Source organism: Streptomyces sp. S4.7 (genome assembly GCF_010384365.1).
Taxonomy (GTDB): Bacteria; Actinomycetota; Actinomycetes; order Streptomycetales; family Streptomycetaceae; genus Streptomyces.
This window is the reverse complement of the sequence record NZ_CP048397.1, coordinates 5,245,908-5,260,534: the sequence shown is the minus strand read 5'-3', so window position 1 is coordinate 5,260,534 and position 14,627 is coordinate 5,245,908. Positions and strand designations below refer to the sequence as shown.

Annotated in this window: 15 protein-coding genes; all 15 read right to left on the bottom strand. The window is 68.2% G+C overall.

Going from position 1 to position 14,627, the window contains the following annotated elements; translation table 11 throughout:
- Nucleotides 1–22 precede the first annotated feature (22 nt).
- The 15 genes from atpD to SSPS47_RS23545 all read right to left on the bottom strand — a co-directional run bounded on the left by atpD (nt 23) and on the right by SSPS47_RS23545 (nt 14,450).
- A complete protein-coding gene (gene atpD, locus SSPS47_RS23615; RefSeq protein ID WP_164252780.1) occupies nt 23–1,477 on the bottom strand; it encodes a F0F1 ATP synthase subunit beta in 1,455 nt (484 codons plus the stop codon).
- Nucleotides 1,477–2,400 (bottom strand): F0F1 ATP synthase subunit gamma, encoded by a 924-nt coding sequence (locus SSPS47_RS23610; RefSeq protein ID WP_164252779.1) that lies wholly within the window; start codon nt 2,398–2,400, stop codon nt 1,477–1,479. The genes atpD and SSPS47_RS23610 overlap by 1 nt, the downstream gene beginning before the upstream one ends.
- A gap of 20 nt (nt 2,401–2,420) precedes the next feature.
- Nucleotides 2,421–4,019 carry a F0F1 ATP synthase subunit alpha gene (atpA, locus tag SSPS47_RS23605; protein ID WP_147873839.1) on the bottom strand — a complete coding sequence of 533 codons (1,599 nt, stop codon included), beginning with the start codon at nt 4,017–4,019 and terminating at the stop codon, nt 2,421–2,423.
- Between the two features lie 156 nt (nt 4,020–4,175).
- Nucleotides 4,176–4,991: a F0F1 ATP synthase subunit delta gene (locus tag SSPS47_RS23600; protein WP_164254909.1), complete on the bottom strand. Its 816-nt coding sequence runs from the start codon at nt 4,989–4,991 to the stop codon at nt 4,176–4,178.
- Nucleotides 4,992–4,993: 2 nt separating this feature from the next.
- The gene (locus SSPS47_RS23595; protein WP_164252778.1) at nt 4,994–5,548 is read right to left on the bottom strand and encodes a F0F1 ATP synthase subunit B; all 555 of its coding nucleotides are present in this window, start codon (nt 5,546–5,548) and stop codon (nt 4,994–4,996) included.
- Between the two features lie 42 nt (nt 5,549–5,590).
- Complete coding sequence (gene atpE, locus SSPS47_RS23590) at nt 5,591–5,860, bottom strand: ATP synthase F0 subunit C (protein WP_203557910.1); 270 nt, start codon at nt 5,858–5,860, stop codon at nt 5,591–5,593.
- 81 nt (nt 5,861–5,941) lie between these two features.
- Nucleotides 5,942–6,754 (bottom strand): F0F1 ATP synthase subunit A, encoded by an 813-nt coding sequence (gene atpB / locus SSPS47_RS23585; RefSeq protein WP_164252777.1) that lies wholly within the window; start codon nt 6,752–6,754, stop codon nt 5,942–5,944.
- 225 nt (nt 6,755–6,979) lie between these two features.
- A complete protein-coding gene (locus SSPS47_RS23580; protein WP_164252776.1) occupies nt 6,980–7,417 on the bottom strand; it encodes a hypothetical protein in 438 nt (145 codons plus the stop codon).
- A 265-nt stretch (nt 7,418–7,682) separates the two neighbouring features.
- The gene (locus SSPS47_RS23575) at nt 7,683–9,086 is read right to left on the bottom strand and encodes an MraY family glycosyltransferase (RefSeq protein ID WP_164252775.1); all 1,404 of its coding nucleotides are present in this window, start codon (nt 9,084–9,086) and stop codon (nt 7,683–7,685) included.
- A gap of 199 nt (nt 9,087–9,285) precedes the next feature.
- Complete coding sequence (locus SSPS47_RS23570; RefSeq protein ID WP_023538645.1) at nt 9,286–9,927, bottom strand: low molecular weight phosphatase family protein; 642 nt, start codon at nt 9,925–9,927, stop codon at nt 9,286–9,288.
- Nucleotides 9,924–10,571, bottom strand: coding sequence for an L-threonylcarbamoyladenylate synthase (locus SSPS47_RS23565; RefSeq protein ID WP_147873844.1), 648 nt, complete (start codon nt 10,569–10,571; stop codon nt 9,924–9,926). Before SSPS47_RS23565 ends, SSPS47_RS23570 begins: the two co-directional genes overlap by 4 nt.
- Nucleotides 10,572–10,783: 212 nt before the next feature.
- Nucleotides 10,784–11,623: a peptide chain release factor N(5)-glutamine methyltransferase gene (prmC, locus tag SSPS47_RS23560; protein WP_187280070.1), complete on the bottom strand. Its 840-nt coding sequence runs from the start codon at nt 11,621–11,623 to the stop codon at nt 10,784–10,786.
- A 148-nt stretch (nt 11,624–11,771) separates the two neighbouring features.
- Nucleotides 11,772–12,863 (bottom strand): peptide chain release factor 1, encoded by a 1,092-nt coding sequence (gene prfA / locus SSPS47_RS23555; protein WP_164252774.1) that lies wholly within the window; start codon nt 12,861–12,863, stop codon nt 11,772–11,774.
- 114 nt (nt 12,864–12,977) lie between these two features.
- Nucleotides 12,978–13,205: a 50S ribosomal protein L31 gene (gene rpmE / locus SSPS47_RS23550; protein WP_023538649.1), complete on the bottom strand. Its 228-nt coding sequence runs from the start codon at nt 13,203–13,205 to the stop codon at nt 12,978–12,980.
- Between the two features lie 135 nt (nt 13,206–13,340).
- A complete protein-coding gene (locus SSPS47_RS23545) occupies nt 13,341–14,450 on the bottom strand; it encodes an LCP family protein (RefSeq protein ID WP_164252773.1) in 1,110 nt (369 codons plus the stop codon).
- Between the last annotated feature and the right edge of the window lie 177 nt (nt 14,451–14,627).

Sequence of the window (14,627 nt, the reverse complement as noted above, 5' to 3'; positions counted from 1 at the left end):
CCCCCACCGGTGAGTCGATGACTCAGGAGACGCCGAGCTCCTTGGCGTTCGCCTTCAGGTCCTCGATGCCACCGCACATGAAGAACGCCTGCTCGGGGAAGTGGTCGTACTCCCCGTCGCAGATCGCGTTGAACGCGGCGATCGACTCGTCGAGCGGCACGTCGGAGCCGTCCAGGCCGGTGAACTGCTTGGCGGCGTGGGTGTTCTGCGACAGGAAGCGCTCGACGCGACGGGCACGGTGGACGACGAGCTTGTCCTCCTCGCCCAGCTCGTCGATACCGAGGATCGCGATGATGTCCTGGAGGTCCTTGTACTTCTGCAGGATTCCCTTGACGCGGCTGGCCGCGTCGTAGTGCGCCTGCGAGATGTAGCGCGGGTCCAGGATGCGGGACGTCGAGTCCAGCGGGTCGACCGCCGGGTAGATGCCCTTCTCCGAGATCGGACGCGACAGCACGGTCGTCGCGTCGAGGTGCGCGAAGGTCGTGGCCGGGGCCGGGTCGGTCAGGTCGTCCGCCGGCACGTAGATCGCCTGCATCGAGGTGATCGAGTGACCGCGGGTCGAGGTGATGCGCTCCTGGAGCACACCCATCTCGTCCGCGAGGGTCGGCTGGTAACCCACCGCGGACGGCATACGGCCGAGCAGCGTGGAGACCTCGGAACCGGCCTGGGTGAAGCGGAAGATGTTGTCGATGAAGAGCAGCACGTCCTGCTTCTGCACATCGCGGAAGTACTCCGCCATGGTCAGGGCGGACAGGGCGACCCGCAGACGGGTGCCCGGCGGCTCGTCCATCTGGCCGAAGACCAGCGCGGTCTTGTCCAGAACGCCCGACTCGGTCATCTCGTCGATGAGGTCGTTGCCCTCACGGGTGCGCTCACCGACACCGGCGAACACGGAAACACCGTCGTGCAGCTTCGCCACACGCATGATCATTTCCTGGATGAGGACCGTCTTGCCGACGCCCGCACCACCGAACAGACCGATCTTGCCGCCCTTGACGTACGGGGTCAGCAGGTCGACGACCTTCAGGCCGGTCTCGAACATCTCGGTCTTCGACTCGAGCTGGTCGAAGGCCGGGGCCTTGCGGTGGATCGGCCAGCGCTCGGTGATCTGAGCCTCGCCGTCCGGGTCGTTCAGGATCTGGCCGAGGGTGTTGAACACCTTGCCCTTGGTCACGTCACCGACGGGCACCGAGATGCCCGCGCCGGTGTCCGTCACCACGGCCTGGCGGACCAGACCGTCGGTCGGCTGCATCGAAACGGCGCGGACGACTCCCTCACCCAGGTGCTGGGCGACTTCGAGCGTCAGCGTCTTCCGCTTGCCGTCCTCGGCCGGGTCGGCCACCTCGACGTGCAGTGCGTTGTAGATCTCCGGCATCGCGTCGACGGGGAACTCCACGTCGACGACCGGGCCGATGACCCGGGACACGCGGCCTGTGGCCGTGCTTCCCGGGGTGGCCGCCTCAACAGTGGTCGTCATTACTTTTCACTCCCCGCGGTCGCGTCGGCCAGGGCGCTGGCGCCACCGACGATCTCGCTGATTTCCTGGGTGATTTCGGCCTGGCGGGCCGCGTTGGCAAGCCGGGAGAGGCTCTTGATGAGGTCTCCGGCGTTGTCGGTCGCCGACTTCATCGCGCGGCGGGTGGCCGCGTGCTTGGAGGCGGCGGCCTGGAGCAGCGCGTTGTAGATACGGCTCTCGACGTAGCGCGGCAGCAGGGCGTCGAGGACGTCCTCCGCCGACGGCTCGAAGTCGAACAGCGGAAGGATCTCGTGCTTCGCCGACTCCTCGTCCGCCTCCGCCGTGTCGGCGAGGGAGAGAGGCAGCAGCCGCTTCTGTACCGGCGTCTGCGTCAGCATCGAGACGAACTCGGTGAAGACGATGTGGAGTTCGTCCACGCCGCCGTCCGCCGTGTCCCGCTGGACCGCCTCGATCAGCGGTCCCGCGACCTTCTTGGCGTCCGCGTAGGTGGGACTGTCGGTGAAGCCGGTCCACGACTCCGTGACCTTGCGCTCACGGAAGCCGTAGTAGGCGACACCCTTGCGGCCGACGATGTATGAGTCGACCTCCTTGCCCTCACCCCTGAGCCGCTCGGTGAGCCGCTCCGCCGCCTTGATGGCGTTGGAGGAGTAGCCGCCGGCGAGTCCGCGGTCGCTCGTGACGAGCAGGACCGCGGCCCGTGTCGGCGCCTCGACCTCCGTGGTCAGGGCGTGCTTGGTGTTGGATCCGGTCGCCACCGCCGTGACCGCGCGGGTGAGCTCGGTCGCGTACGGTGTGGAGGCCGTCACCTGGCGCTGCGCCTTGACGATGCGCGAGGCGGCGATCATCTCCATCGCCTTGGTGATCTTCTTGGTCGCGGTGACGGATTTGATGCGACGCTTGTAGACCCGGAGCTGGGCTCCCATGAGTCAGGTCCCTTCCGTCGTCACTTGGAGACGTTGACGCCGGCCGGGGCGTCGTCGCCCAGAAGCTTGCCGTCCGAGGTCTCGAACTGCTTCTTGAAGGCGGCGATGGCGTCGCTGATGGACTCAAGAGTGTCGTCCGACATCTTGGCGCCCTCGGCGATGCTGGTCAGCAGCTCCTTGCGCTCGCGGCGCAGGTGCTCCAGCAGCTCGCTCTCGAACCGGCTGATGTCCTCGACCGGTACGTCGTCCATCTTGCCGGTGGTGCCGGCGTAGATGGAGACCACCTGCTCCTCGATCGGGAACGGCGCGTACTGCGGCTGCTTGAGCAGCTCGACCATGCGCTGACCACGCTGGAGCGATGCCTTCGACGCGGCGTCCAGGTCGGAACCGAAGGCGGCGAACGCCTCCAGCTCGCGGTACTGGGCGAGGTCCACGCGCAGACGTCCCGACACCTGGCGCATGGCCCGGTGCTGGGCGGAGCCGCCGACCCGGGAGACCGAGATACCGACGTTCAGCGCGGGCCGCTGGCCGGCGTTGAACAGGTCGGACTCCAGGAAGCACTGGCCGTCGGTGATGGAGATGACGTTGGTCGGGATGAACGCCGACACGTCGTTCGCCTTGGTCTCGACGATGGGCAGGCCCGTCATCGAACCGGCGCCCATGTCGTCGGAGAGCTTGGCGCAGCGCTCCAGCAGACGCGAGTGCAGGTAGAAGACGTCGCCCGGGTAGGCCTCGCGGCCCGGCGGACGGCGCAGCAGCAGCGAGACGGCGCGGTAGGCGTCGGCCTGCTTCGACAGGTCGTCAAAGATGATCAGGACGTGCTTGCCCTGGTACATCCAGTGCTGGCCGATGGCCGAACCGGTGTAGGGGGCCAGGTACTTGAAGCCCGCCGGGTCGGACGCCGGGGCGGCGACGATCGTCGTGTACTCAAGCGCGCCGGCCTCTTCCAGCGCACCGCGTACGGACGCGATGGTGGAGCCCTTCTGGCCGATGGCGACGTAGATGCAGCGCACCTGCTTGTTCACGTCGCCCGAGCGCCAGTTGTCGCGCTGGTTGATGATGGTGTCGACGGCCAGGGCGGTCTTGCCGGTCTGGCGGTCGCCGATGATCAGCTGACGCTGGCCGCGGCCGATCGGCACCATCGAGTCGACGGCCTTGTAACCGGTCTGCATCGGCTCGTGCACCGACTTGCGGACCATGACGCCCGGAGCCTGGAGCTCCAGGGCGCGGCGGCCGTCGGTCGCGATCTCGCCGAGGCCGTCGATCGGGGCGCCGAGCGGGTCGACGACACGGCCGAGGTAACCCTCGCCGACGCCGACGGAGAGCACCTCGCCGGTACGGGTGACCGACTGACCCTCCTCGATACCGCTGAACTCACCGAGGACGACAGCGCCGATCTCGCGCTCCTCCAGGTTCAGGGCGAGACCGAGGGTCCCGTCCTCGAACTTCAGCAGTTCGTTCGCCATGGCCGAGGGCAGACCCTCGACCTTCGCGATGCCGTCACCGGCAACGCTGACCGTCCCGACCTCCTCGCGCGAGGCCGCGTCCGGCTTGTACGACTGGACAAAGTTCTCCAGCGCATCCCGGATCTCCTCCGGCCGGATCGTGAGCTCCGCCATCTGGATTCCCTGCTCTCCTTGTTGGGCCCGAAGTTCTATGGGGGTCTGGGGGCGACCCCCAGGAATCTTCTGCAATTTCTGCACGGCCCAACCGGGCCGCTGTTCTTGATCTCTGTATGTGTGTCTGTAATCCGGAAATCACGTACCGACCGGCCTTCAGCCGGCCAGCCGCCGTGCCGCCTCGTCGAGACGTTCCGCGACCGTGCCGTTGACGACCTCGTCGCCGACGCGTACCGAGATCCCGCCGAGGACCCCGGGGTCCACGTCGAGGTTCAGATGCATCTGGTGACCGTAGAGCCTGGCCAGGGCCGCGCCGAGGCGCTGCTTCTGGCCTTCGGTGAGAGGCACCGCCGACGTGACGACCGCCACCATCCGGTCCCGGCGGGCCGCGGCGAGCCGGGACAGAGTCTGAAGACCCGCTTCCAGGCTACGTCCTCGGGGCTGGGACACCAGGCGCACGACCAGCCGCTCGGTGCTCGGGTTGGCCCGGCCGCCGAGCAGGCTGTTCAGCAGCGTGGTCTTGGCCGAGGCCGTCGCCGACCGGTCGGTCAGCGCGGCCCGCAGCGCGGTGCTGGACTCGACGATCCGGCCGAACCGGAACAGCTCGTCCTCCACCTCGTCGAGGCCACCGGCCCGCTGCGCGGCGGTGAGCTCGGCGAGGGCCGCCAGCTCCTCCACCGCGTCGACCAGGTCACGCGGCTGCGACCAGCGGGAGCGGACCATGCCGGTGATCAGGTCGGCGGTCTCGCCGCCCACCTGTCCGCCCAGCAGTCCGCCGGCCAGCTCGGCCTTGGACTCGCCGGACCGCGCCGGGTCGGTCAGGACCCGGCGCAGCGACACCTCACGCTGGAACAGCGCGGTGACGGCGGTCAGCTCCTCGGCGAGCTTCAAGGCGTCGGCCGACGTGTTGTCGGTCAGCGCGTCGAGGCGCTCGCGTGCGGCGGCCAGCGCCGCGCGGCTCGCTCCGTGCATCGTCATCGGGCCGCCTCGGCCGTCGACGCGCCGTCCTCGAGCTCGTCGAGGAAGCGGTCGATGGTGCGGCTCTGGCGGGCGCTGTCCTCAAGGGACTCCCCGACGAGCTTGCCGGCGAGGTCGGTGGCGAGCTTGCCCACGTCCTGGCGCAGCGCCGAAGCGGCGGCCTTGCGGTCGGCCTCGATCTGGGCGTGGCCCGCGGCGACGATCTCTTCCCGCTGCCGCTGCCCCTCCGCCTTCATCTCCTGGATGATGGTGGCGCCCTGCTCGGTCGCCTCCTGACGGAGACGGGCCGCCTCGTGACGCGCTTCGGCGAGCTGGGCCTTGTACTGCTCCAGGACGCTCTGCGCCTCGGTCTTGGCCTCCTCCGCCTTCTCGATGCCACCCTCGATGGCCTCACGTCGCTCGTCCAGAACCTTGTTGATGTTCGGGAGGAGCTTCTTGGCGAGGAAGCCGAAGACGATGGCGAAGGCGATCAGGCCGATGATGAGCTCGTCAAGATGCGGGACGAGCGGATTCTGAGCCTCCGCCTCTGCCGCAACGTAGAGAGCGTTCACATCAATGCCTTCCGTGAAAGGGGGTCGGGCTGTCGGTCCGGCTTACTGGTAGACGAAGCCCATGACGATGCCGATGAGGGCGAGCGCCTCACAGAAGGCGAAACCCATGATCTGGTTGGTGCGGATCAGGCCGGCCGCCTCGGGCTGACGGGCGAGGGCCTGGGTGCCGTTACCGAAGATGATGCCGACGCCGACGCCGGGGCCGATCGCCGCGAGGCCGTAGCCGACGGAGGCGACGTTGCCGACCAGGGTGGTCTTGGCGGAATCCCCGGCGGCGGCGAGGTTGTTGGCGAACTCGAGAGCAGCGGACATGCCGATACTTCCTTCTCTTTCACGGACCGGGTGGGGGTTGGCCACCCCGGACGTCTGTTGGTTCTGGTTGCGGGGCCCGGCTCAGTGGCTCTTGGCGAGCGCGCCCTGGATGTAGCTGGAGGCCAGGAGCACGAAGACGTACGCCTGGACGGCCTGGATGAAGAGCTCGAAGATCGTCATGATGAGCACCATCGCGAACGAGGCACCGGCGTAGACGAAGCCCAGTCCGTTCATCAGGTACCACGTGGCCAGCGTGAACATGACGATGAGCAGGTGACCGGCGAACATGTTCGCGAACAGTCGGACCGCGTGGGTGAAGGGCCTGATCAGCAGGTTCGAGAAGAACTCGATCACCACGACGAGCGGTAGGACCCAGCCGAGCGACTTGTCGTAGCCCGTGATGTTCTTCCAGCCGCCGACGAATCCGTGGGTCTTGAAGGTCAGGCTGACCCACACGATGTAGACGATGATCGCGAGTCCGGCCGGGAACGCGATCAGCGAGGGGACCGGGAACTGGGCGAGCGGAATGATCGACCAGAGGTTCATCAGCCAGACGAAGAAGAAGAGCGACACCATCAAGGGGACGTACTTCTCACCGTCCTTCTTGCCGATGATCTCGTAGACGATCCCGCGGCGGACGAAGTCGTAACCGGCCTCGCCGATCATCTGGACCTTGCCCGGCACCAGCTTCGGCTTGTTGAACGCCGCCCAGAAGAATCCGACAACCACGATCGTGCTCAACAGGGCAAGCAGCATCGGCTTGTTGAATTCGAAGCCGGCCACCTCGAAGATCGGCTTGTACATGAACGTATGGAGGCCCGGAGCCGGGAACCCGCAGCCGGAAAAGATGTGGCAGCTCGCATCGAAGGCGAGGGTCTGGGGATCAGCACTCACCGCGGGCTCCTTCAGCGTGGCGCATAGGTACGGCAACCTCGTTGTGTCGGCGCGGCATGAAGCCACGGTTCGGCACTGGACTGGTCTGACAGATGTGGGGGCGGCTCTCAGGCATGGAGCCTCGCGATGGAACAGGCGTCAGCTCGGATGCCCGCGCCCGCAATGCCGCAGTTGGAACCGGACGATAGCAGGATCTCGAACGGGTACTTATCCCGGCCCTACCCTTCACGCCGACGACCCCGTCTTCTCGGGCTTTCCAGCCGTCGAGGATTCGGGTTCGACGTAGAGGATCTTGGCCTTCATGTACGCGCGGGCCTGCGCGGCGATCCAGACGAGGGTCGCCGCGAGGAGAGTGAAGGCGAAGGCCTTCGGGTTGAACAGATCGGTGTCCTTGAAGACCGCCAGGAAGGCGAGCAGCAGCAGCAACTGGGCGGTGTAGAGCATCAGCCCCATCGCCTGGAAGAGATGCGGCAGCGACTTCGCGGTGCGCTGGAGGACGGTGAGACCGACACCCATGAAGAGCATGACCACCACCACACCGACAGCGGCTCCCAGAGCACCCTTGCCACCGCTGAGCACACCACTGATGGCCACGGCGATGACACCGGCGGCCACGGTGGGTACGGCGGTGTTGAGGAGGATCCGGACGTCGTTGGACGGCATGGCGGCAACTCCGCTGGCTGGGTGGGGCAGATGGTGTCGTCATGGACGAGCGTAGGCCCGGTCCGAGAGTTGGATTCCCGGGCCAACGGACCGTCGCACTACGGTCCTTCGGCTCTGGCGCCGGGTCTCGTGAACGGTATCACAAACTATTTGATGAGGTCTTTACCATGAACGTGTGCCGACCGTCACACATGAGGACGAATCCGCACGTGTGAGCCGGACACTGACCCGTCTTGTCTGGTAAAGGGACCTGCTGAGGCAATTCTCAGTGCGCCGAATCGGCCCTGCGCCGATCGGTGAGGTGAGACCGCGGTCCGATCGCGGTAGCCCCGTTGACACCCGCCGGTACGGGAGTCCGCTCGTCGGCCGGTACGCCGTTGGTCGCGAGGGACTCGTGAGGCACCTGGGACGCGGCGCCCGACGGGCTCTCCTGCGGCTCCGACGCCTCGTGGGCGCCCTCCGCCGACTCCCCCGGGGTGCCGCGCCGGCGGCGCCGGTAGCGGGGCGGCACGACGGCCTCGGCCCAGCGCGGGGCGTGCGGTGTGAAGCGGGGCAGCAGCAGGAGCAGCAGCCCGAGAGCGCTCAGCGCGACGACCGCGAGCACGATCCACATCGTGGACATCGTGGACGAGGAGTGGACCGAGTACAGCACCACACCGAAGGCGATCAGCGCCGACCAGAAGTACATGATCAGGACGGCCCTGCTGTGCGAGTGCCCGATCTCCAGCAGCCGGTGGTGGAGATGTCCGCGGTCCGCCGCGAACGGCGACTGGCCGTTCCACGTGCGGCGCACGATCGCCAGGACGAGGTCGGCGACCGGGATCGCGATGATCGTCAGCGGCAGCAGCAGCGGGATGAAGACCGGCAGCGCGGCGTGGGTCGCCTCACGGGTCGAACCGTCGGCGTAGATCTTCAGGGCGTCCGGGTCCACCTGGCCCGTGATGGAGATGGCGCCCGTCGCGAGCACCAGACCGATCAGCATCGAACCCGAGTCGCCCATGAAGATCCGCGCCGGATGCATGTTGTGCGGCAGGAAGCCCACACACATGCCCATCAGGATCGCGGCGAAGAGCGTGGCGGGGGCGGCGGCCTCGATGCCGTACCCGTACCAGATCCGGTACGCGTACAGGAAGAACGCCGCGGCGGCGATGCACACCATGCCGGAGGCCAGGCCGTCGAGTCCGTCGACGAAGTTGACCGCGTTGATGGTGATGACGACGAGCGCGACGGTCAGGAGCGTGCCCTGCCAGGAGGTCAGCGCGACGGTGCCGACACCGGGCACCGGGATCCACAGGATCGTCAGACCCTGCATCACCATCACACCGGCGGCGATCATCTGGCCGCCGAGCTTGATCAGGGCGTCGATCTCGAACTTGTCGTCCAGGACGCCGATCAGCCAGATCAGCGCGGCGCCGGACAGCAGCGCGCGCGGCTCGTTCGACTGCTCGAAGACCCCGCCGAGATTCTGGAGGTTGCTGGCCACGAGCAGTCCGGCGCACAGGCCGAAGAACATGGCGATACCGCCGAGACGCGGGGTCGGTTCGCGGTGGACGTCGCGGGCGCGGATCGCGGGCATCGCGCCGATCGCGATGGCGAACTTCCGCACCGGACCGGTCAACAGGTATGTCACCGCGGCCGTCACGCAGAGCGTCAGCAGGTAATCACGCACAGGCTGCCCCACAGGAATCGCCGACCGTCTGAGCCACACACACTAACTCGCGAGAGGACGGCTGATGGAATGCGCGTAGCCACATGAGGTAAGGACCTACACGGCGGCGCGATAGTTGCACAAACTCGCCCCACCCTATGCCCCGCCGCGTATCTCACCGTACGTCGCCGCAGCTCAACGGTGTGCGAGCGGGCGGGTGTCAGTGCCGGGTCGGCACGCCCGTGAGCGCCGTCACCACCGGGTCCAGCGCCTGGTGGATCTCGTCGCCGATGGAGCGGAAGAAGGTGATGGGAGCCCCGTACGGGTCGTAGACCTCGTCCGCCTCCGCGTTCGGGGCCAGGAGCCATCCCCGCAGCGCCGCGGCGGCACGCACCAGCGCACGGGCACGCTCGACCACGCCCTCGTCGAGGGGATCGGGCAGAGTGGCCGGGTCTATGGCCCGTACGAGACGTGTGAACTCCTTCAGCGTGAAGGTCCGCAGCCCCGCCGAGTGCCCCATGGAGATGACCTGCGCCCGGTGGTCACGCGTCGCCGTGAGCACCAGGTCCGCGCGGATCACGTGCTCGTCCAGCAGCTCCCGTCCGACGAACCCGGACGGGTCCGCGCCGAAATCCGCCAGGACGGCCTCCGCGTTGGCCTCCATCGAGGCCCCCTCGTGTCCCCAGGTGCCCGCGCTCTCCACGATGAGCCCGCCCGTGAGCCGCTCGCCGAGGCGGTCGCTCAGGGCATGCCGGTTCAGCCGCTCGGTGATGGGCGAGCGGCACACGTTGCCGGTACTGACGTGGAGGATGCGGAAGGTGTCGGGGAGTCCCGCTATGCCACGCCCCTCAGGGGCGGTCAATTGGCCACCTCGAGGTCGGGTACGACCTTGCGCAGCTCGTCGGCGTCGACGGCGCCCGCGCGCAGCAGGAGCGGGACCTTGCCCGTCACGTCCACGATCGAGGACGGCACGATGCCGGGCGTCTTCCCGCCGTCGAGATAGACCGAGACCGCGTCCGCCAGCATCTCCTGCGCCGAGTCGCAGTCCTCCGGCGCCGGGTGTCCGGTCAGGTTGGCGCTGGAGACGGCCATCGGGCCGACCTCGGTCAGCAGCTCGATCGCGACGGGGTGCAGCGGCATCCGGATCGCGACGGTGCCACGGGTGTCGCCGAGGTCCCACTGGAGCGAGGGCTGGTGCTTGGCGACGAGCGTGAGCGCGCCCGGCCAGAAGGCGTCGACCAGCTCCCAGGCCTGCTCGGAGAAGTCCGTGACGAGGCCGTGCAGGGTGTTCGGGGAGCCGATGAGCACGGGCGTGGGCATGTTGCGGCCCCGGCCCTTGGCGTCGAGGAGATCGGCGACGGCCTCCGAGCTGAAGGCGTCGGCGCCGAGCCCGTAGACGGTGTCGGTGGGCAGGACGACGAGCTCGCCGCGGCGGACGGCGGACGCGGCTTCACGCAGACCGGTCGTGCGGTCGGTCGCGTCGTTGCAGTCGTATCGCCGTGCCATCTAACGGCCCTCTCTCTGATTTTTGGGTGCTCGGTTCGCCTCCGGGGCGCTCAAGCACCTGTCGACGGTCGACCGTGCTCGCCCCCTCGTTCCTCGGGGCCTCTGCGCGCTCTCCCTTTCGGCAGGCGCGCGCCCCTTCGGCTCACTCGCAGTGCGCCTTGAGGACGAGGTCACGGCGCCCGGGATCGCCGTCGTCGTCGCTGTGCCGGCCATCACGGCATGGCCTTGCGCGCCGTCGCGAAGCGCGGGCGCTTGTTCAGGTCCGGGTGGTCGGCCGCGTCCGCCCAGCCGGACTCCTCGCTGAAGATCCACGGGACCTGTCCGCCCTGGGTGTCCGCGTGCTCGACGACGACGAGGCCGCCGGGCCGCAGCAGCCGGTGCGCGGTGCGTTCGATGCCGCGGATCGTGTCGAGGCCGTCCTCGCCCGAGAAGAGCGCCATCTCGGGGTCGTGGTCGCGGGCCTCGGGCGCCACGTACTCCCACTCGGTGAGCGGGATGTACGGCGGGTTGGAGATGACCAGGTCGACCTGTCCGTCGAAGTCCGGGAGGGCCGTCAGAGCGTCTCCGCGGTGCACGGTGACCCTGGACCCCTCGGCGTTCTTCCGCGTCCAGGTCAGGGCGTCCTCGGACAGCTCCACGGCGTGCACGCGCGAGCGCGGCACCTCCTGTGCCATCGCGAGCGCGATCGCGCCGGATCCCGAGCAGAGATCGACGATCAGCGGCTCGACGACGTCCATCGCGCGGACCGCGTCTATGGCCCAGCCGACGACGGACTCGGTCTCCGGCCGGGGCACGAACACCCCTGGCCCGACCTGGAGTTCCAGATAGCGGAAGAACACCCGCCCGGTGATGTGCTGGAGCGGTTCGCGGGCCTCGCGGCGGGCGACGGTCTCCCAGTAGCGGGCGTCGAACTCCTCGTCCACGACGCTGTGCAGCTCTCCGCGCTTCACACCGTGCACGAACGCGGCGAGCTCCTCCGCGTCGAACCGCGGTGACGGCACGCCCGCGTCGGCCAGCCGCTGGGTGGCCTGGGCCACCTCGGCGAGCAGCAGACTGCGGGGGGCGGGCCCACGGCGGAGCCGCTGAGGGTCGCTCGGCCCCCCAGAAGGTGTCTGCACGCTGGTTCCTCCTGAGACGTAGAAGGGGACGGGTCGTGATCGGTAGGCGGTGAGGCGGGGTACGCGGGGTCGCGGGGCCGGCTCAGGCGGCCGCGAGCTTCGCCGCCGAGTCGGCGTCGACGCATGCCTGGATCACTGCCGCGAGCTCACCGTCGAGCACCTGGTCCAAGTTGTACGCCTTGAAGCCGACCCGGTGGTCCGAGATGCGGTTTTCCGGGAAGTTGTACGTACGGATCTTCTCGGACCGGTCGACGGTACGCACCTGACTGCGCCTGACGTCCGCCGCGTTCTTCTCCGCCTCCTCCTGTGCCGCGGCCAGGAGCCGCGAGCGCAGGATACGCATGGCCTGCTCCTTGTTCTGAAGCTGGCTCTTCTCGTTCTGGCAGGAAGCGACGACCCCGGTGGGCAGATGCGTGATCCGGACGGCGGAGTCCGTCGTGTTGACGGACTGGCCGCCGGGACCCGACGAGCGGTAGACGTCGATGCGCAGGTCGTTGGCGTGGATCTCCACATCGACCTCCTCCGCCTCGGGCGTCACGAGCACACCGGCCGCCGACGTGTGGATCCGGCCCTGAGACTCGGTGGAGGGCACCCGCTGCACGCGGTGCACCCCGCCCTCGTACTTGAGCCGTGCCCAGACGCCCTGTCCCGGCTCGGTGGCCCCGTTGCCGCCCTTGGTCTTCACAGCGACCTGGACGTCCTTGTAGCCGCCCAGTTCGGACTCGGTGGCGTCGATGATCTCGGTCTTCCAGCCCACGCGCTCGGCGTAGCGCAGATACATCCGCAGGAGGTCACCGGCGAACAGCGCGGACTCGTCGCCGCCCGCACCCGCCTTGATCTCCAGGATGACGTCCTTGTCGTCGCTGGGGTCGCGCGGGACGAGCAGCAGCCGCAGCTTCTCGGTGAGTTCGTCGCGCTGCTTCTCCAGCACCTTGGCCTCGGCGGCGAAGTCGCCGGCCGAGGTGTCGGTGGGGTCGGCGGCGAACTCACGGGCCGTCTCGATGTCGTCCCCGGTCTGCTTCCAGGAGCGGTACGTCCCGATGATCGGGGTCAGTTCGGCGTACCGCTTGTTGAGCTTGCGGGCATGCGCCTGGTCCGCGTGGACCGACGGGTCGGCGAGCTTCTTCTCCAGGTCGGCGTGCTCGCCGACCAGTTCCTCGACCGCCTCGAACATTCGGGGGCTCCTGGGTTGCGTACGAAAAATGCTGCGCGAAGTTGCTGCGGGACGGCAAAGCGCCGGTCTCGGCGCCCCAGGGCAGGGGCACCGAGAACCGGCGCAATTGGCTCGCTACTTGTTGGCGGAGCCGGCGGCAGCCTTGCCGAAGCGGGCCTCGAAGCGGGCCACGCGGCCACCGGTGTCGAGGATCTTCTGCTTGCCCGTGTAGAACGGGTGGCACTCGGAGCAGATTTCGGCACGGACGGAGCCCGATTCGATCGTGCTGCGAGTGGTGAACGACGCACCGCAGGTACAGCTGACCTGGGTCTCGACGTACGTGGGGTGGATGTCGCGCTTCAAGGTGTCTCCTAGGGAACATCCTCGCCAGGCGAGGAAGGCGCCGGGTCGCACGCGCGGATGCTCGTACGTGAACCGGGGCCGACGAGCCAGTCTGCCAGGACCGGCCGTATCTCCAAAACCGGGGTGGGTCCGGATCTATTCCGCGCCGCCCTTGACCACGTCTGACGCGTCGCCCTTGTCGCCCGCGGACTCCTTCGTCGCCGACGCCGGGATCGGCCTGTCGGCCCGCAGCGCCCTCCAGACCTGCTCGGAGGCCCTCTCCAGGGGTATGACGCGGTTGAGGTCCGCCGGGTCGTACTGGACGGGCAGCGTGATCATGTCGACGTCCTCGGCTCCGAGGTTCTTCAGGCCGCCGGCGAATCCGGCGAGCTCCTTGACCGTGTCCAGCTCGGAGTCGGGCGTGATCGCCCGTGTCGCGGTGTCGCCGATGTCGTACAGCTTCTTGGGGCTGCTGAGCAGGCCGATTTCCTTGACCTGGGTGATCAGCGCCTTGATGAAGGCCTGCTGGAGCTGGATACGGCCCAGGTCGCTGCCGTCGCCGACGCTCTTGCGCGTCCGGACGAGGCCGAGCGCCTGCTCGCCGTCGAGGGTGTGGGCGCCGGGTTCGAGACTCAGATGGCTCTTGGAGTCGTCGATGGCCTCGGTGGTGGTGATCTTCACGCCGCCGAGGTCGTCGATGAGCTGCTTGAACCCGGTGAAGTCGACCTCGATGTAGTGGTCCATGCGGATGCCGGACATCTTCTCGACGGTCTTCACCGCGCAGGCCGGGCCGCCGACCTCGTACGCGGTGTTGAACATGGCCCGCCGCTCGCCCTCGGCGGTGTCGCCGTCGCCGTCCTCGCAGTCGGGGCGTTCGACGATGGTGTCCCGCGGTACGGAGACGACACCGGCGCTCCTGTGGCCCTCGTCGACGTGCATGATCATCGCGGTGTCCGAACGGGCTCCGCCCTGGTCGGCGCCGTATTCGGCGTTGTCGCCGGAGCGTGAGTCGGAGCCGAGGACGAGGATGTCCATCGATCCGTTGTCGACGTCCACGGGGCGGTCGGTGCCGAGCCTGGCGTTGATGTCGACGCCCTGGATGTTGCCGTTGAGCTTGAAGTACACGTATCCCAGACCGGATCCGCCGACGAGGACCAGGGCGGCGGCCGACCACGCGACCGCGGTGGTGGCGCGACGGCGCGTGCTCGGCTTCTTGCGGCGCGTGCCGGTCGCGCGTATTCGGCCGCCCTTGCTCTGATCGGTCATGTGCTCCTCGGCTCTCGCCGGCTCCCGCCGGTTGTCGTCGGCTCTCGTAGCGTGTGCGGCTACCCCTTGCCATGGCCTTCAGGCACACTTCGTCGTCCGTGGGACAAGACGTGCGGGGCAGCACGCAGGGTTGCACAACGAGCTGTGGCCCCCGCCGGGGGGGCGGGGGCCACGGAG